Below are 21245 nucleotides of genomic sequence, written 5' to 3' on the forward strand. Positions count from 1 at the left end.
TCGTCGATGAATGATTGGCCTATAGCAGGTTCGGTGTCGAAGGATGTAGCGCGAAGCCTGAGCTTCGCGAATCGTGAAACAATAAATAACCGCGCCATAACAACCTCGTGCACCAATACGCGAAGCTCAGGCTGCGCGCTACAGCTAAATAATCAACCTCAGCCACGACGAGATAGAATTGCTCGTCTCTACGCCCTGAGTATACATACCGAATACGAACAGCTCCAATACTATGCTTGATAGTATCATTCGCTTTGCTCTGCAAAACCGCCTGCTCATGCTGGCTTTCGCCTTGGGCCTGCTAGTAGCTGGCTCCTACACGGCGCGCCAGCTACCAGTGGACGTGCTGCCCGACCTCGACCGGCCCCGGGTAACCGTGTTCTTGGAATCGGCGGGCATGGCGCCCGAGGAAGTGGAGGCACTGGTGACACTGCCGGTCGAAACGGCGCTGAATGGCGCTACGGGCGTGTCGGCAGTGCGCTCCAACTCCGCCATTGGATTAGGTATGGTGTTCGTGGAGTTCGACTACGGCACCGATATTTTCACGGCTCGCCAGATTGTGGCCGAAAAGCTGCAAACTGTAGGCGAGCAACTGCCCACCGGCATTACGCCGGTGCTAGGACCCATTTCGTCGGTGATGGGGCAGATTATGCTGGTGGGATTGTCATCTAATTACTCACAAGCAACCAACCAGACGCCGAGTGCCTCGGCGGGTTCCTCGCTCTCAGATGGCGGGCCGCGGAGCGGGGCCACTTCGGCGGCCGACCTGCGCACCCTGGCCAACTATACTGTGCGTCAGCGCCTGCTCAGCATCCCCGGTGTAGCCCAGGTAATTCCCATCGGCGGCGATAATTTGCAGTATCAGGTGCTGCTGGATATGCCTCGCCTGAACGCCGTAGGGTTGACTATCACGCAAGTGGAAGAAGCCCTACGTCGCTCCAACCTCAATACCACCGGCAACTTCTTCGACCGCAACGGCTCGGAAGTGCTGATCCGCAACTTGGGACGCCTGCGCTCCGTCTCGGACATCGAGAACATTATTGTCGGCTACCGCGAAGGGTCGCCTGTTACCGTCAAGCAGGTAGCCAACGTGGAGTTTGGGGCCCGCTTCAAGCGTGGCGACGGCAGCGTGAATGGCAAGCAGGCCGTTATTCTGAGCATAGAAAAGCAGCCTGGCACCGCCACCGTCGGCTTGACCGAAGCCGTGGAAAAAGCGCTGGTGGAGCTCAAGCCTTCGTTGCCGAAAGATGTGCAAATCAATACCCGTTTGTTTAAGCAGGCTGATTTCATCGAGTCGTCGATCAGCAACGTGGAAGATGCTTTGCGCGACGGCGCTATTCTGGTGGTTATCGTGCTGTTTGCCTTCCTACTGAACGTGCGCACCACCTTTATTTCCCTGGTGGCCATTCCGCTTTCCTTGCTCGTGACGGCGCTGGTGTTTCGGGCCGCTGGCATCAGCATCAACACCATGACCCTCGGCGGGCTGGCCATTGCTATCGGCGAATTGGTAGACGATGCCATTGTGGACGTGGAGAACGTGTTTCGGCGGCTGCGCGAAAACCAGCAGCTGCCCGCTCCCAAACCGGCGTTGCAGGTGATTTACGCGGCCTCGTCGGAGGTGCGCAATTCTATCGTGTACGCTACCATTATTGTGGTGCTGGTGTTCTTGCCGCTGTTCGCCCTCGAAGGCATGGAAGGCCGCATTTTTGCCCCGCTCGGCATTGCGTACATCACCAGTATCGTGGCCTCGCTGTTCGTTTCCCTGACCGTAACGCCGGTGTTGTGCTACTACCTGTTGCCGAAGATCAAGCAGATTCGGCAGGCCGAGCAGGAGGGAGGTTTGGTGCGTTGGCTGAAGCGGAAAGATACCAGCCTACTGAATTGGGGTCTGACGCACCCCAAGGTGGTGCTGACTGTTACGGGCGTGCTGTTTATGCTGGCGGCAGCGCTAGTGCCTTTCTTCGGTACCGAGTTCTTGCCTCCCTTCAACGAAGGCTCCCTGACCGTCAACTTCTCGGCGCCGGCTGGCACTTCTCTCGCCGAGTCCAACAAGCTCGGAACGCTTGGCGAAGAGCAGATTTTGCAGCTGCCGGAAGTGGCTTACACCGCCCGCCGCACCGGTCGCGCTGAACTCGACGAGCACGCCGAGTCGGTGAATAACTCGGAAATCGAAGTGGCCTTCAAAACCGAAGACGAGCTGGAGAAAGAAGGCCGAATCATGCGTAGCCGCGACGAAATTCTAGCCGATTTGCGCCAGCGTTTGGCTTTGATAACCGGCGTGAACGTGAACATCGGCCAACCTATTTCCCACCGCCTCGACCACTTGCTGAGCGGCGTACGGGCCCAAGTTGCCATCAAGGTATTCGGCAACGACTTGCTGGAGCTGCGCCGCTATGCCAACGAAGTACGCGCCGCAGCCAGTACTGTGCCTGGCGTAGTGGACCTGCAAGTGGAAAAGCAGGTTCAGATTCCGCAGCTGCTGGTACGCCCCCGCGACCAGGCTTTGCGGGCCTACGGTTTGGAGCGCGGACAGGTGGTAGCCACTTTAGAAACCTTATTTCAGGGTGACGTGGTGTCGCAGATGCTTGACGGGCAGAAGCGCTTTGACCTGATAGTCAAGCTGCCCGAAAACCAGCGCAACGACGTGACGACCATTGCCAACACCCGCATCGAAACCCCCTCCGGTGCCCTGATTCCGGTGAGTGAGGTGGCCGACGTAAGCTACGAGCCGGGCCCGAACACCGTCAACCACGAAAACACGCAGCGCCGCATCACGGTCTCACTAAACGTAGCCGGCCGCGACCTGGGCTCCACGGTGCAGGAAGTACAGGCCCGCATAGCGCAGCAAGTAAAGCTGCCGCCCGGCTACTACCTCACGTATGGCGGACAGTTCGAGAGCCAGCAGTCGGCTTCTAGCAAGATTCTGTGGCTCAGCTTGTTTTCCCTGGCGGGTATCTTTCTGGTGCTGTTCTCGCACTTCAAGTCGCCACTGATGGTGGGCCAGATCATGCTCAACATTCCGCTGGCGCTGATTGGCTCGGTGGTGGCCGTGCTGCTCACGGGCGGCACGTTTAGCATTGCCTCACTGGTAGGTTTTATTACCCTCACAGGCATTGCCTCGCGCAACGGCATCATGATGATTTCGCACTACATCCACCTCGTGGAGCACGAGGGCGAGAAGTTCGGCAAGGAAATGATAGTTCGCGGCTCTCTGGAACGCTTGGTGCCGGTGCTGATGACGGCCCTGGTGGCGGCCCTGGCCCTGGTGCCCCTCACGCTGGCCAAAGATGCGCCCGGCAAAGAAATCCTGTATCCGGTGGCTACCGTGATTCTCGGAGGTTTGCTCTCGTCTACCTTCCTCGACATCATCGTGACGCCGGTGGTGTTTTGGTTGTTCGGCGAAAAAGCCCTGGCTCAATACCAGCGCGGCCACCACGAAGTAAGCCTGGATGCACACCCGCAAGAGCTAGACGCGCCGCCCCTGACGCCTCCTTCTGATTTGAATCCGGTGCAGCCTGCGGTTTAAGCGGTTCTTCTAGGCTTGTAGAACTCCTTAGGTACTCAACAGGCCTAGTCTAGGGCTGCGGACATAGACCAGTCGCTAAGGCGAATAGCTGTAGGATGTAAGCCGACGATTTCAGTATTTCAGGCAGTTCAACACACCGATTGATTTTCCTGATGGTTCCTGCGCCTGCCTTTGCCGCTGCGGCCCGCACCTTACTGGCCAGCACGCTAAGCAACGTTCCGTATCTGCCACCCACTGAGACAGCGCAATTCATAGCGTGCTGGACCAAGGAACTGTTCGTGCCACGCAACGGCTATTTGGTGGCGCCCGGCCAAACCGAGCAGTATCTGTACTTCGCTTACCGCGGCACCTTGCGCATTATCTACCCAACCCAGGACGAGGAAATATGCGTGGGCTTTGTGCACTCCGGCGACATGGTGTGCTCGTTCCCTTCGTTTGCCATGGGCAAGCCCTCTGAATACGCCATCCAAGCGCTACAGCCGAGCGAGCTGATTGCCATAGCGCGCACTGAATTTCAGGCCTGCCTCGACAATAGTCCGGCCCTGTCTCAGCTTTGGCGCCACGAGTTGGAGAAGGCACTTGTTGGCCGCATGGAGCACGAAATAGATTTGCTGCTGCCCGAACCAGCCCAGCGCCTAGAACGCCTACGCAAGCGCAGTCCGCACATCTTCCAAACAATACCCAAGAAGTACCTTGCGTCTTACTTGCGCATGACGCCCGAAACACTGAGTAGGCTTAAGTAAATATTGATTTCAATCAAGGTAAAAGAGGTACGTGGCCCGGACCTTTGACAAAAACAAACGCCATGACTACCAACGCTTTCCTCGCCCAGCTAGCCCAAGCCACTCGCCAGCTTATCAATACCGTACAAGCTGAATTCGAGCCCCTAGAAGTCGCTCAGCTCAACCAGCAGCCAGCGCCCAATGCCTGGAGCGTGCTCGAATGCCTCGAACACCTGAACCGCTACAGCCGCTATTACAACCCGCGCTTTGCTCAGGCTTTAGCTAAGGCTGGTACAGCTGTTGAAGCCGAAGTTGGCTATAGCTGGTTTGGTCGTAAGTCCATTGCCATGATGGCCCCCAGCAACACCAAAAAAGCCAAGACGCTGAAGCGCATGAACCCGAGCGGCAGTCGGCTTGGCCGCGAGGTGCTAGCAGAGTTCTTGCAGCATCAGCAGCAGTTGCTGGAATTGTTAAGACAGGCGCAACATGCCGACCTCAACCGCAAAGCAGTGCCGGTCGAGTTCTTTCAATTGCTGAAGTTGCGCTTAGGTGAGGCAATAGAATTCGTGATTGTGCACGAGCAGCGCCATGTGCAGCAGGCTCTACGCGTGAAAGCAAACCTACCCGCAGAGCTTGCTTTAACTGTAGTATAATGCCAGCTAGCAGGTCGCTTTTGTACAAGTAGACCGACCATTGAAGTAGCACCTTTGGGCCACGTTACGCCCTGTTATTGCTTGCCCTATGAAAGCTCAGGTATTTACGCCCTCGCCCGCCCTTCAGCCTTACATTGATAGTTACGTGCTGGTAGATGCCGATTGGTCGACGCTCGATGCAACTGCGGCCACGTGGCGCCTGTTGCCTTACGGCCAACCCTCACTGCTGTTCCTCTACGGCGACCTGCACGAGTATAGCTACCGTAGCCGGCAGGATGCTATGCAGCGTACCACCCGGGCTTTTTTGGTTGGCCAGCTTACTCAGCCTATCTGGCTGAAGTTTTCGGGCCACACCCGCCTAATCAAGGTGCAGGTAAAGCCTGCGGGTATGTCTCAATTTTTACCCTTGGCCCTCGACGCTCTGACCGACGTGCCTAGCCTGGACCTGGAAGCTGTGTGGGGCCGCCCTGTTGATACGCTGCTCGACCAACTGCACGAAGCTGCCACCGATGAAGCCCGTGTTCAACAGCTTGATGCCTTCTTGCTCCGCCGCCTAGTACCCAAAGACGCCCTTATCGACTATGTACAGTACACCGTAGGGCAACTGCAAGCTTCCAGTGGCAGTCTGACCATAAGCGCGTTGGAAAGCCAGCTGGGCATCAGCCGGCGGCATCTAGAGCGGTTGTTTCGCTCCAAAGTGGGCCTTACCCCTAAGGAGCTAGGGAAGATCATCCGGCTCAATCAAGCCTTCCACCGCTTGGATGCCGATCCTACCTTGTCGCTGACCGCCTTGGCCCACGACTGCGGCTACTTCGATCAGGCGCATTTCTCTCGCGACTTCCTCAACCTAACCGGCTTGCGCCCTTCGCGGCTGCTTGCCGAACGGCCCGAAGAACTGTTTGTAACCCACGGCCGCTGCTTCACCTCCATGCGCCCACCCGCCGCTCGCCCGGCTTGGTTGGCTGCTGGAGTTGCCTAAGTTGCCTTTGTGAACAGCTTGCTATAGTCGTTTTCGCTGCCGACCACCCTAAGTGGTCGGCTTTTTTGCGCCTTAATCGGCTGTGGAAAGATAGCTGCTAGCATGTCGCATTTGTACAGCAAAGTACTATCTGTCAGTCGCTTTTGTACAAGTTTAGGTGAATTGGGAAGCCGTTCTTTGTAGTGTTCAATCACTTAAGCACTCAGCATTATGCAAACGACATTTCCCCAAACCCTGGTAGCTGAAATCGGCGAGCTGCGCGCGTACCAAGGAGGTTACTTCCGCGTATTGGTAACGCCTCAACAAACCGACAACAACTTCTCGCTGCTTGAACTGACTTTGCCCCGCGGCGCCGAGCCTCCACGTCACGTACACACCCACGAAGACGAAACCTTCTACCTCTTGGAAGGCGAAATCACCTTCCATATTGGGGCCGACACAGTGGTTGCCCAGGCAGGCGATACGGTATTTGCCCCACGTAAAGTACCCCACAACTTTGTTCTTGCCTCGCCCGAAGCCCGGTTCTTGGTGCTGCTCACGCCGGGTCAGTTTATGGGGCACTTCCTGGAGTACAGCCAGCCGCTAGCAACTGTAGGGCCAGTTACTCCGCCGCAGGGGCCGCCCCCAGCCGATGTCATCTTAGGCATGGTGCGCTCCTTACACGAGCAGTACGGCGTGCTTTTCATATGAGTAGCTCGCTGCCTAAGAATCACTTGTAGTTTTCGTTATGCCTGCTTCGGCCTTTGTGTTTCGAGCACGCACTGTGGCCGCCCTCCGCAAAGCGGGCGACTCTCAACTGGTGTTGTCTGGCCAAACCGTGTGGCTAAGCGAAGAAGCCGCCCACTTGCTGGCCGATTATCTGTTGCTGATCAAGCTCAGTTTTCAACCGCTAAAGCAACAAGCCGCTATGCACCGGCTGCATCACCTCATCGGCCACTACTTGTTGCAGCATCAGCCTCGCTACTCAGGCTCCTTGCCCCGCGCAGTCATCACTGACCTGATTGCCCGCTTGGGCTGCGCCCTCGACTGGCACGCTCACCGCACCGGCCCAGTTGTGTCTACTGAGTAGTGTCTATCCTTCTAAATCAACAAGCCCGCAAGCCCCTTTCTGGTGGCGAAGGACCTTGTATGCTCTTCTTTTTGCTAGAGCAATAAACTCGAAATCAAGTAACTACTAAACTCTTCAAGAACAATGAAATTCGCCCTCACCACTTTATTACTGGCTGGAATAACTCTTTTCAGCAGCTGTGAAAAAGAGCATAATGAGGCCTCTACTTCTTACAAGCTCGATGAAACTAAGTCGGTGGCGGAGTGGCAGGGCTTCTTGCGCAATAGCTACTTCAATGCTGGCTCTATCAGTGTCGCCAGCGAAGAGCTGGAAGTTGTTAATGGGCAAGTAACAAGTGGCCGCTTCGTGCTGCCCCTTTCCTCACTGGTCAATTTCAACCTGCCCGACGCGCAAAAGCCCCTGTTAATTGGCCACTTGCAGAGCGCGGACTTCTTCAACATGGCCCTGCACCCCAATCTGCGCTTTACTATCACGCAAGTCAGCCGCTATACAAGCGGTGACACCAAGGCCGTCAGCGGAGCCAACTACATGGTAACTGGTGACTTAACCATGCTCGATCAAACGCACTCCATTTCCTTCCCCGCGAAGATCAACGTGAACAAGCAAAAGATAACCGTGCAGGCCGACGTACAAGTGGATCGTACACGGTGGGGTATCACCTACGCTTCTGACCCCTCTCTGCCGGACGAGCACTACATCCTACCCGAAATAAAGCTGCACTTGGATTTGCAGGGTGGTCGTGAATAGCCGTTAGCTGCTGCTAGAGTATGCTTTCTACTTCGGCAGACCATTGAAGTCAGTTATGCCTCAGGACTAAAACCTGTAGGCATAACTGATTTCATTTGGAATCGAGCTGGCTATTCCCTGGGCGCGGTGAGCTCCGAAAAACGGGCTACAAACCGATTGAAAGCCCGGCTTTTGGCGAGTAGTAACTGCATCAGCCCTAGCCCTAACAATGCGGTGCAAACGCCGGCTGCTACGTCCAGCACGTAATGGTGGCTGGTATAAACGGCCGCAAACCAGATGCCAGCCATGATAACCCCGAAGATTTGAACGAAGATGCCAGAGTTGTTGCGGATGGCGTAGTACAGTACAACTACCGGGTACGCCGAGTGCAGCGAAGGCATGGCCGCGAAGATGTTGGAGTTCTTGGCGTAGATGGAAGCAAAGATGTTGACACCAAAAAGGGCATCAAACCTCGATAGCCCAGCCGTGCTGCCCATCGTTAGGGGCTGAAAGGCAAAGCCGTGTTGCTGCACATACCACGGCGGCGCGGCGGGGTGCAGGTAATACACGGTAAAGCCGAGCAGGTTTACCAGCAGAAACGTCAGAGAGAATTCAAAGAATAGCGGCCGGTTTTTGAAGAACAGATACCCCGCAAAAGCCAGCGGCACGGGCACCCAACACAGGTAGAAGATACCACACACCACATCTAGCAGCGCATTGTGGTTGATCAGCCAAAATTCGTTGGGGGTGAGGGACTTTCCTTGAAACGGAATGCCGAACAAGAGCTTTTCGGCATTGTAGAGCGGCGCAATGTCCACTGCCCGATAGGTATAGTTCGGGAAGGCCTTCATGTAGTCGTACAGAATCCAGAAGACCACGAAGATGGAAAAACCGGTGATGAAGCGCCGCGTGGTATCCGACAAGAAGTAACACGCAGTACATAGCCCTACCAGCACCAACTGCTCCGGCCGAAAGCCAATCAACACGTACGACAACAGCAGGTACGCAGCCGACAAAAGCAAAACAAGCAAGCCGCCTTTTCGGCTGGTGTTCGAGGTGTTGGTTGCTAGCAAAGGAGTGGGCATTGAAATAAACTACAAACTTCAGACTCGTGTGGGTGCTGCTGGCATTCAGTAGGGCGCAGCTACACGTTGAACCGTCGCACTACCGGTTCGCGCGTCGCGGGGTTCCAGCCAGTCAATTCAACGTATTTCACGTTGGGCACCCAAAACGTGCCCCCTTCGATGCGCAGGAAAATACGGTCGAGCACCATTTGCTGGTTGGCTACGGTGGTGTACACGTGAAACGCCTTGTCGGTAGCGGACCGCATCAGATAGAAGCGAATTTTGCCATAGGCGAAAAACTTCAGCTCGTACTTTTCCGGGGCTAGCTTCTTGGCGTTCACCCCGTACGCGAATTTGCGCTGAATGAAATCCAAGTCTTGGCGCTGGCTTTGCTCGGCATAGCGTATCCAGAAAATGCGGATGGGCTCGTCTTCGTCGAGCTTGCCCGCCCCGTTCACGTTGAGCTGATAAATGACCGTATTGGTGTTGGGGTCGCGCTGTAAATAAAACAGCTGGTTGGCAATGCCTTTCGGAGTTGGAAAGGAGGGGTCCGGCAACGGCGTAGCACCAACGCCTACCGAATGCGTGAACAGGGTGCCTGCAACCAGCAGCAACGAAGCCGCCACTTTCTTGCCCGCCGACGAAGTTGGCGGTGGTGTAGTGGCCGCTTTCATGGCTAGTCCTTTCTTGGCTTGCAATAGCCGAGAAACCGCCGTGATGTTGGAGAGGATGGCCAGCACAGTAATAGGCAGCGTGAAAATCGACATCGTCTCGAAGATGTGGAAAGGCAAGCCCGGCACAAACAGCTTGTAGTCGTCGCCCAGATACGCCGAACTGATACCGCAAGCCAGCGCACTTACGCCCAACAGCACCACCCGTTCGGGCCGTTGCATTAGGCCGCCGCTGCATTCTATGCCAAGCCCTTCGGCCCGCGCCCGAGTGTAGCTCACCATCATCGACCCAATTAGGGCAATAAACGCAAACAACGAACTGAAGAAGTAGTCGTGTGCCACCAAGTAGTAGCAGATGCCTAAAAACGTGAACAGCTCGCTGTAACGGTCCAGCACCGAGTCGAAGAGGGCGCCGTAGTCGCTTTTCATATTGCCAATGCGTGCTACTTGCCCATCGAGCATATCGAAAAGGCCAGCAAACAAGATGAGTGCCCCGCCCCAACCCACATAACGCAAGTCGCCACGGTTGCCTTCCTCGGCCCCCACAATGAAAAGCACGGCCACCCCAATGTTCAATACCAAGCCGGTGAGCGTGACAGCATTAGGGGTGAAGCCAATCTTGATGAGCAGCCGGACGAAGGGATTGATAACCTTGTATATCCCTTGCTGAAGGGCAATGCGTAGGGTGTCAAATTTCATGCGGTCGGGGAGCGAGTGCTCGTTAAAAATCTAGCTTGAAGCGGCCACGGAGGCCCCATTCCGCCACGTTTGGATGGTCCAGGTAATTGAGCCGCTTCACAACATCAAGCCGAAACAGCTTAAAGATATTGGACACGCCCACACTGGCTTCGGCATAGGGCTGTTTGCCTAAGGCAAACGTAGTAGGTCGGCCCTGTTGATCCTGCAAAAACTGAAACAATTCCGGCTGAACGTTCGGGTTATTCTCTTGGCGCAACCCACCGTACAGCAACTTCAGGGAAGCTACTTCGCGCAGCTTCAGTCGCTTAATCAACGGCAGCTTGTTGAAGAAGAAGCCGTTGAAGTTATGGTCCACGAACAGGCTGGCATAATGGTCGCTCGAGAATTCCAGGAAGTTCATCAGGTTATACGAGTTCAACTGATACGAATACGTTTGGTTGGCCCGATGGATAGTCAACAGTGGGAACGGTGCCTGCCCAAACGTGTAACCTCCTTCCAGCGTGACCGATGCAATGCCCAGCGGTGCCATATAAAACCGCTTGGTGACGTTAAGCGTCACGTTGCGGTAGGAGTACTGGCTGGCGAGCAACCCCTTGAGGCTGGTTGTAAAGCGCGCCGTAACAACGGGGAACGGCCCCACAATAGGTACCCGGTAAAGCTTGCCTTGATAGAATGCTTCTTGCGGCGCCCAGCGTAACCCCAACGTCGCTTCTGTGGTGTTGAGCGCCCCGACTTCAACACTGGTATCGGGGGTGCCCGTACGGAAATAAAGCCCTCCCGCCGGCGACTGTTGCCACTTCTTGAGGCCTAAGGTGTACGAGAAGTGGTTATTAAACTCGTGCACGTAGTCGAGGCGGTACGTGTCGTTGTAGAGCCACTTATCGTTTACCCCGCGCTTGAAGGACAGTAAGAAGTTGTCTTCCTGCACAAATTCCAAATCCTGCCCCGGAATCTTGGTGTCGCGCTGAAAGCTGGCGCGCACAAAGTTTTGTGGGAAAGCGTATATCGACTTGTTGTTGAGCGAATACGTGGAGCTCAGGAAATACTTCCACTTTTCGTCCTTGAACCCGTAAGCCGCATACGTTTCAAAGTACAGGCGCTTACTGAATTCCGGGGTAGTACGGCCGCCTAGGCGCAGCCGAAAACCCTCCACTGGGTTGAAGCTATAGAATGTGTTGGCCGGCCCCACCTCGAATGGACCAAACGACTTGTAGCCCGCCAGCAGAAATGTGAACAGCTCCAGCGTCCGCCGGAACGAGGGAATGGTTTGCAGGGTGTCTACATTTTTATAAATGGCACTTTCCCGCTCGTTTAGGCTATCGGGCCGGTGTTGCTGCCAAAACGCTGCACTCCGGGCGGTAGTAGTATCCTCAGTAGGCGTTGTGCTTTCGTAGAAGCTCTCCGGCCGCGACTGGTTGACCTGGTACTGTTGGTACACAACTGTCCGCTCGCCGTAAAAACCGGAGCCCTTGTTGGACGACACGCCAAAATCAATGGCTAGCTCACTTTTGCTTAGGTGGTAGCGCCGGTCGGGGTTTTCCGCAAATTGCAGGCGGGCATCCAGGCTTTTGATAAAATTGAGGTTGATGCGCTTGTCCACCGACAAGTCGGCTTGCTGCACTGCATAATTTCCATCCAGCGTCACGTATAGCTTGCCCTGAAACAGCAGATCCTCCCGGTTGCGCGGCCCAAAGGTCAACTCAACGAGCGGCGGCGTGTTTTCCCGCAGCGTATCCGTAATAAAGTACTGATAGAACGTAGGAGCCGTATTGGCCAGCGGACTTAGGAGCTGATTGCCAAGCAGCGTGATGCGGTTGTCGTACACATCAATGTCCTGGTACATTCTATTGAAGTAGGAACTCAGGCCCCCGTTATCAATAAAGCTCTTGTCGAACTGAGCTTGCTTGGTACCTAGCGCCACCACTTTGCGCTTCTCCGGGTTTTTGCGGTAGTACTCCCGGGTGAGCTTTTCTTCCAGGTAAAGCGGCAAAATGTTTACCCCACCCGCGGCGGCAGAATCCTGCTGCTGAAACAAGAACTGGTAGTTGCGAAAGAACTTTCGGTTTTTAAATTTCTCCGATAAGTTACTGAGCGAGAACGACATCTTCTCGTACTTGTCGTATTCCACGTAATCGTAGCGCTCGGGGCGGTTTTGCTCTTTGTGCTCGATTACTTGGCGGATCAGTGCCACGGCCGGGTTCTCTTTGTTGCGGTAGCGAGGCGCCTTGCTGCCTTGCACCACCACTTCCTTAAGCGCGGTGGCCGTAGTGGCGAGTTGCACGTTGATTTCTTGCGTACGGCCAGGCACTATCGTTTTCGTGACGGTGCCATACCCCACCGACGTAAACACCACCGAGGTGTACTGGGCTGGTATCTGGAGCGTGAAACGCCCGTTCTCGTCAGTGTTAGTGCCTATGCCCGCGCCCGGCACGGCCACGCTCACGAAAGGCAATTTCTCTTTCGTCGTAGCGTCCGTTACAACTCCTGCAATAGTGGTTTGGGCAAATGCTATTGTGGGGCAACCCAACAGTAGCATTGCATACACCACCGCGAGGTAGTGACACCTAACCAACAGATTAGTCATGATTTTGGAAATACAAAGTGGCGCTGCAACAGGTAGTTGAAGCCAATGCCAACTAAAAACGAAACCACTACTTTGCTGACCACATAGTTGGTGTGCAGCACTTGGGTACAGAAATAAACGCCGGTTGCATTCAATAGCAGGCTCCCTAGCCACACCCCCAGATACCGGCCACTCTGGGTCCGAACGTTTTGCTGAGTAGCTTCAAAAACGAAGTAGCGCCCGAGGCAGAAGTTGGTAATGCCCCCGGCAATATTGCCTAAGATAGTGGCGGCTAGGTACCAGCTGTGCAGTACCTCTACGCAGCCGATAGTAACCACGAAATCGACGACTGTAGAAGCCAACGATGCCGCTTGGGCCTTAATAAAGCGAGGATAATACACTTAGAAGAAGCGGAAGTAAATTCCGGCTTGTAGCAGTAAGTTGGCGTAAACGCCGGCTAGTACGTCGTCCATCATGACGCCCACGCCACCCGGTAGCTTCTCCATTCTTCTGATAAACAGAGGCTTCACCATGTCAAAAAATCGAAACAGTACCAGGCCCGCCAGTAAGCGAGGTCCGGTAAGTGGAACAAAAAGCATGCTTATCCACATGCCCGCCACTTCGTCTATCACCACCCGGTAGTTATCTTTGCCCCAGATTGGCTCAACCTTATGAGCCGCCCAGGTGCCTAGAAAGAGTAAGGCTCCTGTAAGCAACACAACCGGCAGCAAATGCTGCGTCAAACCCCAGGTGCGCATCGGGTATAAAAGGAGGCAGCAGGCCACAGCGGCTACCGTACCGCCTCCTTTCACATACCCGATGCCCAGTACCGAGGCAATTACCTTGCTCGCGCTACGGCCGGTTTCCCTACCAAACGCCAAGCGCATTCTGGTATTCCTCCGGCGCCATATCCGTTACGGGTTCTTCACCTACCAAGCGGCGTAGCGTGTTATGCAGCGTCGTGAGTTGCTTGAAGATGTCGTGCTCGGGCCGGTGGTGAGGCAAGGTTTGCGGCGCTTTCAAGTAGAACGACAGCCAGTCCTGAATGCCACTCAGGTTAGAGCGCTTTGCCAAGTCGATAAACAACGCCAAGTCCAGTACCAGCGGCGCCGCCAAAATAGAGTCGCGGCACAAGAAGTTGATCTTGATTTGCATCTGGTAGCCTAGCCACCCGAAGATGTCGATGTTGTCCCAGCTTTCTTTGTTGTCGCCCGCGGGTGGGTAGTAGTTGATACGCACCTTGTGGTACATATCGCCGTACAGATCGGGGTTGCCCTCAGGGTCAAGAATATCCTCTAGCACGCTTAGCTTCGACACTTCTTTGGTTTTGAAGTTGTCGGGGTCATCCAAGACCAAGCCGTCGCGGTTGCCGAGAATATTGCTTGAAAACCAGCCTTTCACGCCCAGTGCGCGAGCCGCGAGACCCGGCGCTACAATGGTTTTCATCAAGGTCTGACCAGTCTTGAAGTCTTTGCCTGCTACGGGTGTGTTTGTAGCGTGAGCCAGTTCCAGCAAAGCAGGTACATCCACCGTCAGGTTAGGTGCACCATTCACGAACGGTATGCCCTCCTTGATTGCAGCATAGGCGTAAATCATGCTTGGCGCAATGTTGGGCGAGTTGGTATGCAAGCCTTCCTCGAAGCTAGCCAACGTCTGGTGCACCGCCGACAACTCATGGTAGATTTCCGTCGAGCCACACCATACCACCACTAGGCGGCTGCAATTGCGCGTAGCCTTGAAAGTACGAATGTCGTCGATGAGCTGCTCGGCCAGGTCGTATTTGGTCGTGAAAGTCTTTACGTGTGTGCCGTCCAGGTTTTTCACATAGTGCTGGTCAAACGCCGCTTTCATGGGCTTAATAGCCTCGAGCTCAGGGCGAATGGTTTCGAGCAGGCGAGCATCCAGCACCTCGGCTTTCAGCGCGGCTTGGTACACGTTGTCGTCATACACATCCCATCCTCCAAACTCTATGTCGTCGAGAGGCGCCAGTGGCACAAAATCCTTGATTTTCGAATAGGTGTTTTCACTGCGGTTGCCGATGCGGATATTGCCCATCTGCGTAAGCGAGCCGATAGGCTGAGGCCCTCCTTTGCGTACTGCTAGCACCCCCGCAATAAGGGTGGTCGCAACGGCGCCCATACCAGGTAGTAGAATCCCTAATTTGCCTTCTGCTGGAGCAATATTGCCCTTTTGCTGTGTCATGTGGTGGAGTTTGCGATGCCCTCGTAAGATGGATTGTTGCCCTTGGGCCTCGGGTAAGGCAGCTAATCCGGAGTAAATGAAGAAACTAAATCAACCTACAAATAGGGAAGAGACGGAGCCTTCTCAGCAGTGGCGGCTAACTCAGGAAAAGACGGTTGGGTTGGTTCGGCAGGCGATTCAGCCGTTACTCTGAAAAGTGTTGCCGGATAACGATGACCCGGCAAGTCGAAGCCAACGTGGAGTTCGTACTGGTAGGGCAGCGTTTGATCGAGGCGGTGGTACAAAGCAGCCGAAATCAGCAGGTCGTGCCCTAGTTGTTGGTTTTCGCGCAGCATGCCTGCTACGTGTTTCACTACCTCGCCCTGGTAATCAAGCCGTGCTCTTCTATGTCGGGTTGTAACCAACCCCAGACTAGCTGCGGCAAATAGCTCTTGTTGGCGAGTTCGGCGCTGCAACCGCTCGCGCAGTTGGAAATAGATAGGAACCACCTGACGGGCACCTAGCTCCACTGGCCAAGTCAATAATAAATTGGTGCCTTGGTTGCTAACAACCTGGCCGCCACCCGCTCGAATAGCGGCCATGCACTCATTTAATGCCTCAGTCAGTGGGGTCGGGTCAGGAGATTTGGCAGAGCTTGAAACGCCCGATAGCGCTAGCCGCAAAAATACCCGTTCTTCTTGACCATCCTGGGCGGTCACGGACGTTTTCTGAAACCATGCCTCCAACCCCACGCTACGCAAAAACCACTTCCACAAGCTTGGCCCATTAGGGCGAGTTGGGGGTGTCGCAGCAGATAACATATCCATATTCAAGGCTCTTTTATTGTGCTCTTCACCCGGCATCATTCTTATGCCGCGGTTGAAAATCTAAGGGAAAATGCAGCTATCAACCCTGCTGGCTAGAGCTATTTTGGGTTTGTTAGCTGCAGTCGAAATCACGACCTATTTGCTTTAAAAACTTTAAAAGAATTTGAAACCACGATAGCAAAGCACTTCATCTCAATTGCATTTTGTGCGCCGACGGAGACAAAACCATAGCGCGGCTGATGGAAAATTATGAGTGGTTGCCTTGTATCAAAGCCCAAGCTAAATGCTCGAAAGCTGCCATCACGGACAAAGGACTTGTTTGGAAAAGCTGTGCCCGACTTATGACTCTACTAAGCAGGCGCAAGGCAACAACTGTATGAAGTCCAGCCGAAAGAAAGAGTCAAGTTTGGTGTAAGGGTGTTCCATTCAATGTTGAGTTACAAGCTGAATCCTAACTTATCTTGGTTGGCTACAATAAATCAAGAATAAGTAGGATTAGCGGGTTTTCATAATTCCGCATCTAAAATTTAGACCGGAAAGGTTATTGAGTCGAAAATCAAGCAGAAAGCTGATACATACAAAGACGTGCTAGTATTGTTTCAAGATAATGGTTGCTGAAGATAAAGTATGCTATAAATACTATAAGTTTTTGGTGTAAGAGCCAATGAGTCTTCGCAATAGAAAAGCTCAAGTGCTGCTACTAATTTTTCTATTTAATTTAAGCTTTAAGCAACTGTGTAAGACCAAACACTTAGATGGTGCCATTATACAGCTTGGTTACTTATAGCTATAATCATTAGCGAAGCATGTCGCGGAGTGGATATGGCGGCTCCTGAAGTGCCAACTACGCCAGTAATTTGCAAGTGGAACGGACAGTTAGGATAATGCTTGTGGTGGAGGTGAGCCCGTTCCAGCAGGCCGGGTTTTGTCTTCCGGCAAAGGCACAAATTCTATGTTGTCGTTAGGAGGTAGCGCAATACGTCCTGCTTGCCAATCAGCTTTAGCCTGCTCAATCCGTTCCCGGCGCGACGACACAAAATTCCACCAGATATACCGCTCGCCTAGTGGTTCGCCTCCTAATAGCATCAGGGTGCTGGGTTCATGGGCTACCAATACTGGGTCTATACCGGGCGTAAAGACCAGCAGTTGTCCCACTTTATAAGTACGTCCACTTACTTCTACACTGCCTTTGGCTACATAAGCACCACGCTCTGGATAGCCCTTAGGCAAGCCAAAACGGGCGCCGGCTTGTAGCACCACATGCAAGTAGAAGAGAGGGGAGTGAGTTTTAACGTCGTTGCGCAGACCAAAAGCATCACCTGCAATTAAGCGCATCCATACCCCTTGGTCGGTGAATATGGGTAGCTCGTGCGGCTGATAATTGGTAAAAGTAGGGGCCATTTCCTCGTCTGCCTCAGGTAAGGCCACCCAAGTTTGTACCATTTCCAGTGCACCACCTACCAAAGCTGCCGGGTCCTCGAAACGCTCCGAGTGCGCAATGCCGCTTCCAGCTGTCATCCAGTTCACTTCGCCCGGCCGAATGATTTGCTCCACCCCCAAGCTGTCGCGGTGTGTGACTTGACCTCCAAACAGATAGCTTACCGTAGAAAGCCCTATATGAGGATGGGGTAGCACATCTAGCGCCGATTGTTGTTGAGGCAGCGCACTCACCGGGCCAGCATGGTCCATAAATATGAATGGCCCCAACATTCGTCGTAGCCGGTAAGGCAGTATCCGTCGTACCTCAAATGGACCGATAGAAGCAGCACGAGCGTCGATGACTAAGTCGAGCATAAAGCAAAGGGGTAAGCGTTGAATCCAACCCGAGAAGGATTGCCTGACGTTTTCAGCCAGATAGACCCTAAATTCGGCTCTTCTTCATGCGCATAAGCGGCGCAAAAAGAGACATTTATGTTAGATAACAAAAACCTGTTGCATCAAAACTGAAGTGCGTGCACGTGCACTGAAGTGCCTGCCTTCAGCGGTTCCGAACTGGAAGTTCGAAGGCGTAAGTCTAAAGTAAGCACGTCGCCCTCAAAGGTGCTAGCCACCACGGCGGCAGTCAGACCCTGGTTAGGCTGTTCGCGGCTTTGCACCTGCACCAACTGCTCAGGGCGTAAAGCCAATGAACGGTCATTAAGTACTAACTGTAGCCGAAACGACGACAACTCCACGAAAGCGGCAACTGGCACTTCGCTTTGCAGATACTCACCAGTTTCTACCAACCGTTGGGTTACAATCCCGTTGGCGGGTGCAACTAAGAAGCTCTGATCAGCAAATTTCACCAGAATATCACCTTTACGTACCTGCTGACCTGCCTGAAAGAAAACCCCGTTTATGCGCCCTCTTGTTGAGGTCAACAGCATATAGGATCGACTGCTCAAAACAGTACCCTTCCCAAGCGATGCGCCAACAAACTTTGTTGCCTGCCAACTTCCACGCCGGACATCAGACTCTAAACCAGCTATTTCGGGAAGCAATTGGCTGTCTGACTTGCTCGTCATCAGGTCAGTGTCAGCACCAGTTGACACAGCCAATAAGGCAAGAACCACTTTCTTAAAATAAAGCATTGTATGAAGTTGGTTGCGTTGCGAGCCTAACAGGGTTAAACCTGATAAAGAGCAAGCAAAAAAGGGTGTATTACCAGCAGAGGCCTGTCAAGCAACAAGAGTAGTTGGATGCTGATGCTACCGGACTATTTCTGCCGTAAAGCAGGAAAGGGCGCTGATGAATCTGCCACTCACAGGGCCAAGTGCCCCATCGGCACAAATGTATATACATTAAATGTATATACATAAATAAAGGAAGCTATTTTACTTTCCGTAGATTAAGGTTAATCCCTCAGTGAGACTGATTGTGTATAGCCGCTTTTTTACCAGAATTGTTAGAACAGGGGGTGATTCGAGACGAATGCCAGCTACGGACGAGAAATATTCGGCAAATGTCGTACAGTCCTTTACATCTGTCAAGTACCTACCAAAAAGTAAGGTGCTAGCCTTTTAGTAAGCAACTTTTATAAGCAAGCGTCAAGACTAAGCGTATTGCGAGCGTTTTCTTATCCTAGAATTTCAGAGTGGATAATTTAAACTCACTAATGCTGTTGTATATAGCGGCATTCCGCTAGCAGTATATTCATCAGTATCTATAGAGATTCTCGAGCTATTGCGCGGCTTTAGAAGTATTACTCACTCAAAACTGTACTTATAAGAACGATAACGAATACTTGCTTTCTTTACCTGCCGTAAACTTGAAAGCATATGAGACCAATCGTTCCTACGCTATTACTTGCTGCATTGTGCTTGTCAGCAATGCCAGTTTCCGAAGACAGGCCAGATCGTAATACTAGTATGAAAGAGCAAGCACTCAAGAACATTGAGGCAGGCTATTCAACTTACAGTAAAATTGCCTTGCAAATCTGGAAGTATGCCGAGGTCGGGTACAAGGAAACGCAGAGCTCAGCTTTGTTGCAGCAAACATTACGTGAGCAAGGGTTCGACGTGCAAGCAGGAGCAGCCGACATTCCTACTGCGTTTATAGCCACATATGGCAGCGGCAAACCAGTTATTGGGCTTCTCGCTGAATACGACGCCCTACCAGGGTTGTCGCAACAAGCCACTCCGGAGAAAAGCCCTATTGCCGGCCAAGATGCGGGTCACGGTTGTGGGCACAACTTGTTCGGCACTGCCAGTGTGGCGGCTGGTATCGAACTGAAAAAGCTACTAGCTGCTGGCAAAATCAAGGGCACTGTCAGAGTTTACGGCACTCCGGCTGAAGAAGGTGGGAGTGGCAAAGTTTATATGGTCCGGGCCGGGCTGTTCAAGGATGTTGATGCCGTTGTACACTGGCATCCAGGCAGCGAGAACAGAGCAATGATGAATAATTATTTGGCAAACTCATCGGCCAAGTTTCGCTTTCATGGCATATCAGCTCACGCAGCCATGGCTCCTGAGCGTGGCCGTAGTGCCTTAGATGCTGTAGAAGCCATGAATCACATGGTGAATCTGATGCGTGAGCACATCCCACAAGAAACCCGTATTCACTATGTAATTACCAGCGGAGGTAAAGCTCCCAATGTCGTACCCGACTATGCAGAAGTATACTACTATGTGCGTCATCCCAAAAAAGACGACGTTAAGCAAATTTTCGAGCGGGTTGTAAAAGCTGCCGAAGGTGCCGCATTGGGTACGGGAACGACTATGGACTACGAAATCATTGGGGGCACCCATGATTTGTTGCTCAACGAAACGCTAGCCCGCGCTCTACAGCGCAACCTCAACCAAGTTGGCGGAGTGATATATACCGCTCAGGAAGCGGATTTCGGTCGCAAAATTCAAGCTTCATTAGGCTTTACAGTACCACCTCTAACTGCGGCAGCTACCGTCGGAAAGTTTGAAACTCGGGAGGGAGGCGGCAGCACGGATGTAGGCGACGTAAGCTATGTAGTACCTACTGTGGGCCTTGAGGCGGCCACTTGGATACCAGGAACACCAGCCCATAGTTGGCAAGCCGTCGCCTGCGATGGCACTGAAGTAGGCACTAAGGGCATGATGGTTGCAGCTAAGACAATGGCGTTAACAGCTATAGATATGTTCAGTATGCCAGACCTGCTACTCCAGGCAAAGAATGAATTCAAGAATGATGTTGGGTCTTATACATATAAGCCACTTCTAGGTGACCGTAAACCCGCTCTCAACTACCGCGACTAGCTTCACCGTACCACGTAAGGAGAAGAAAAGAACACTTAGAGGTAAGGGAAATCGATGTAATAGCCGAAAGGCTGTAGTTACAACCTATAATGTTGGTGCTATTAGATTGTAAATGATAGCTTAAGAGGAACTACGCCTTCGATACAGTTGTCTTCTCTGCCGTGTCCTGTATCTGTGTCTAAGGAAAAGAGCTAATTTTCTTGAAAAATTTGGCGCCTGTATTTGGAACAAGAAAAAGTATTTCTACCTTTGCACCCCGCTTAACAACAAGGCCACAGACGGTGACTTGAAATAAGCTTAAAGCTTAGCAAACGGATAATGGAGAGTGGCCTACTCTTAACGGCAGTTAGAGAAAACACTCGAACATGGCCGCCAAAAAAATAAAAAGTTTTTTTGGAAGTTGAGAAAAGCTTTATACCTTTGCACCCCGCTTCACCAACAGGGTACGAGCACTAAGAAAAAAAGTTACAGCAGTGTGAACGAAAATAGGTTTCACTGTTGTTAATCAAAGGCAGCCTAATCGAGGATGCTATGAATACAAAGCTGCTTCGGTAAGCTCTGCGTTAGTCAAGTAGTGACTATCACACGTTCTTTGAATGTTTGGAAAAGACAAATTGGTAAGGCTTCTATTTTAGTATTTGCTAGATAGAAGTTCAATAAGCGTAACAAAACGATTAAGCTCGTTAATACGAGTCGGATCAGCACTCGACATCGTCTCATCTTCGGGTGAGATAAGTAGAATTTATACAATGGAGAGTTTGATCCTGGCTCAGGATGAACGCTAGCGGCAGGCCTAATACATGCAAGTCGAACGGGTGTAGCAATACACTAGTGGCGCACGGGTGCGTAACGCGTAACC

General features: G+C 52.8%; 17 protein-coding genes and 1 rRNA gene. 9 read left to right on the forward strand and 9 right to left on the reverse strand.

Annotated features, from left to right (window positions below; all coding sequences use genetic code 11):
* Positions 1-232 precede the first annotated feature (232 nt).
* The 7 genes from P1X16_RS25905 (at position 233) to P1X16_RS25935 (ending at position 7696) form a co-directional block, all read left to right on the forward strand.
* Positions 233-3526 carry an efflux RND transporter permease subunit gene (locus P1X16_RS25905; protein WP_277235205.1) on the forward strand — a complete coding sequence of 1098 codons (3294 nt, stop codon included), beginning with the start codon at positions 233-235 and terminating at the stop codon, positions 3524-3526.
* Positions 3527-3678: 152 nt separating this feature from the next.
* A complete protein-coding gene (locus P1X16_RS25910) occupies positions 3679-4269 on the forward strand; it encodes a Crp/Fnr family transcriptional regulator (protein ID WP_277235207.1) in 591 nt (196 codons plus the stop codon).
* A gap of 62 nt (positions 4270-4331) precedes the next feature.
* Positions 4332-4901 carry a DinB family protein gene (locus tag P1X16_RS25915; RefSeq protein WP_277235209.1) on the forward strand — a complete coding sequence of 190 codons (570 nt, stop codon included), beginning with the start codon at positions 4332-4334 and terminating at the stop codon, positions 4899-4901.
* A gap of 88 nt (positions 4902-4989) precedes the next feature.
* Positions 4990-5880 carry an AraC family transcriptional regulator gene (locus tag P1X16_RS25920; RefSeq protein WP_277235210.1) on the forward strand — a complete coding sequence of 297 codons (891 nt, stop codon included), beginning with the start codon at positions 4990-4992 and terminating at the stop codon, positions 5878-5880.
* 210 nt (positions 5881-6090) lie between these two features.
* On the forward strand, positions 6091-6570 hold the full coding sequence (locus P1X16_RS25925) for a cupin domain-containing protein (RefSeq protein ID WP_277235212.1): 480 nt from the start codon (positions 6091-6093) through the stop codon (positions 6568-6570).
* A 37-nt stretch (positions 6571-6607) separates the two neighbouring features.
* Complete coding sequence (locus P1X16_RS25930; RefSeq protein WP_277235214.1) at positions 6608-6949, forward strand: hypothetical protein; 342 nt, start codon at positions 6608-6610, stop codon at positions 6947-6949.
* Positions 6950-7072: 123 nt separating this feature from the next.
* Positions 7073-7696: a YceI family protein gene (locus P1X16_RS25935; protein ID WP_277235217.1), complete on the forward strand. Its 624-nt coding sequence runs from the start codon at positions 7073-7075 to the stop codon at positions 7694-7696.
* A gap of 110 nt (positions 7697-7806) precedes the next feature.
* Here the strand turns inward: P1X16_RS25935 and P1X16_RS25940 are convergent, their stop codons facing one another.
* From P1X16_RS25940 to P1X16_RS25980, 9 genes are all read right to left on the reverse strand, one after another.
* Positions 7807-8760: a phosphatase PAP2 family protein gene (locus P1X16_RS25940; protein WP_277235219.1), complete on the reverse strand. Its 954-nt coding sequence runs from the start codon at positions 8758-8760 to the stop codon at positions 7807-7809.
* A 59-nt stretch (positions 8761-8819) separates the two neighbouring features.
* Positions 8820-10109 (reverse strand): DUF4833 domain-containing protein, encoded by a 1290-nt coding sequence (locus tag P1X16_RS25945; protein WP_277235221.1) that lies wholly within the window; start codon positions 10107-10109, stop codon positions 8820-8822.
* A 22-nt stretch (positions 10110-10131) separates the two neighbouring features.
* Positions 10132-12693 (reverse strand): DUF5686 and carboxypeptidase-like regulatory domain-containing protein, encoded by a 2562-nt coding sequence (locus tag P1X16_RS25950; RefSeq protein WP_277235223.1) that lies wholly within the window; start codon positions 12691-12693, stop codon positions 10132-10134.
* Positions 12690-13073 carry a GtrA family protein gene (locus P1X16_RS25955; RefSeq protein WP_277235225.1) on the reverse strand — a complete coding sequence of 128 codons (384 nt, stop codon included), beginning with the start codon at positions 13071-13073 and terminating at the stop codon, positions 12690-12692. Before P1X16_RS25955 ends, P1X16_RS25950 begins: the two co-directional genes overlap by 4 nt.
* Entirely contained in the window at positions 13074-13559 is a 486-nt protein-coding gene (locus P1X16_RS25960) for a phosphatidylglycerophosphatase A (protein WP_277235227.1), read from the reverse strand.
* The gene (locus P1X16_RS25965) at positions 13540-14874 is read right to left on the reverse strand and encodes an inositol-3-phosphate synthase (RefSeq protein ID WP_277235229.1); all 1335 of its coding nucleotides are present in this window, start codon (positions 14872-14874) and stop codon (positions 13540-13542) included. The genes P1X16_RS25960 and P1X16_RS25965 overlap by 20 nt, the downstream gene beginning before the upstream one ends.
* Before the next feature lie 95 nt (positions 14875-14969).
* Positions 14970-15674 (reverse strand): hypothetical protein, encoded by a 705-nt coding sequence (locus tag P1X16_RS25970; protein WP_277235230.1) that lies wholly within the window; start codon positions 15672-15674, stop codon positions 14970-14972.
* Between the two features lie 882 nt (positions 15675-16556).
* The gene (locus P1X16_RS25975; protein ID WP_277235232.1) at positions 16557-17474 is read right to left on the reverse strand and encodes a pirin family protein; all 918 of its coding nucleotides are present in this window, start codon (positions 17472-17474) and stop codon (positions 16557-16559) included.
* A 143-nt stretch (positions 17475-17617) separates the two neighbouring features.
* Positions 17618-18250 carry an HlyD family efflux transporter periplasmic adaptor subunit gene (locus P1X16_RS25980; protein WP_277235234.1) on the reverse strand — a complete coding sequence of 211 codons (633 nt, stop codon included), beginning with the start codon at positions 18248-18250 and terminating at the stop codon, positions 17618-17620.
* A gap of 777 nt (positions 18251-19027) precedes the next feature.
* Here P1X16_RS25980 and P1X16_RS25985 point away from each other — a divergent pair.
* Positions 19028-20386 (forward strand): amidohydrolase, encoded by a 1359-nt coding sequence (locus P1X16_RS25985; RefSeq protein ID WP_277235236.1) that lies wholly within the window; start codon positions 19028-19030, stop codon positions 20384-20386.
* A 746-nt stretch (positions 20387-21132) separates the two neighbouring features.
* Positions 21133-21245 (forward strand): 16S ribosomal RNA (locus tag P1X16_RS25990); the annotation flags it as partial.

It is taken from the genome of Hymenobacter sp. YC55 (genome assembly GCF_029433095.1).
Lineage (GTDB): Bacteria > Bacteroidota > Bacteroidia > Cytophagales > Hymenobacteraceae > Hymenobacter.

What these genes read in the sequence shown, in the direction of transcription:
- P1X16_RS25910 (WP_277235207.1), top strand. Translation starts at nt 3,679, where the DNA reads ATGGTTCCTGCGCCTGCCTTTGCCGCTGCGGCCCGCACCTTACTGGCC.
- P1X16_RS25940 (WP_277235219.1), bottom strand. Translation starts at nt 8,760, where the DNA reads ATGCCCACTCCTTTGCTAGCAACCAACACCTCGAACACCAGCCGAAAA.
- P1X16_RS25935 (WP_277235217.1), top strand. Translation starts at nt 7,073, where the DNA reads ATGAAATTCGCCCTCACCACTTTATTACTGGCTGGAATAACTCTTTTC.
- P1X16_RS25915 (WP_277235209.1), top strand. Translation starts at nt 4,332, where the DNA reads ATGACTACCAACGCTTTCCTCGCCCAGCTAGCCCAAGCCACTCGCCAG.
- P1X16_RS25985 (WP_277235236.1), top strand. Translation starts at nt 19,028, where the DNA reads ATGAAAGAGCAAGCACTCAAGAACATTGAGGCAGGCTATTCAACTTAC.
- P1X16_RS25965 (WP_277235229.1), bottom strand. Translation starts at nt 14,874, where the DNA reads ATGACACAGCAAAAGGGCAATATTGCTCCAGCAGAAGGCAAATTAGGG.
- P1X16_RS25975 (WP_277235232.1), bottom strand. Translation starts at nt 17,474, where the DNA reads ATGCTCGACTTAGTCATCGACGCTCGTGCTGCTTCTATCGGTCCATTT.
- P1X16_RS25920 (WP_277235210.1), top strand. Translation starts at nt 4,990, where the DNA reads ATGAAAGCTCAGGTATTTACGCCCTCGCCCGCCCTTCAGCCTTACATT.
- P1X16_RS25945 (WP_277235221.1), bottom strand. Translation starts at nt 10,109, where the DNA reads ATGAAATTTGACACCCTACGCATTGCCCTTCAGCAAGGGATATACAAG.
- P1X16_RS25905 (WP_277235205.1), top strand. Translation starts at nt 233, where the DNA reads ATGCTTGATAGTATCATTCGCTTTGCTCTGCAAAACCGCCTGCTCATG.
- P1X16_RS25970 (WP_277235230.1), bottom strand. Translation starts at nt 15,674, where the DNA reads ATGTTATCTGCTGCGACACCCCCAACTCGCCCTAATGGGCCAAGCTTG.
- P1X16_RS25980 (WP_277235234.1), bottom strand. Translation starts at nt 18,250, where the DNA reads ATGCTTTATTTTAAGAAAGTGGTTCTTGCCTTATTGGCTGTGTCAACT.
- P1X16_RS25960 (WP_277235227.1), bottom strand. Translation starts at nt 13,559, where the DNA reads ATGCGCTTGGCGTTTGGTAGGGAAACCGGCCGTAGCGCGAGCAAGGTA.
- P1X16_RS25925 (WP_277235212.1), top strand. Translation starts at nt 6,091, where the DNA reads ATGCAAACGACATTTCCCCAAACCCTGGTAGCTGAAATCGGCGAGCTG.
- P1X16_RS25930 (WP_277235214.1), top strand. Translation starts at nt 6,608, where the DNA reads ATGCCTGCTTCGGCCTTTGTGTTTCGAGCACGCACTGTGGCCGCCCTC.
- P1X16_RS25950 (WP_277235223.1), bottom strand. Translation starts at nt 12,693, where the DNA reads ATGACTAATCTGTTGGTTAGGTGTCACTACCTCGCGGTGGTGTATGCA.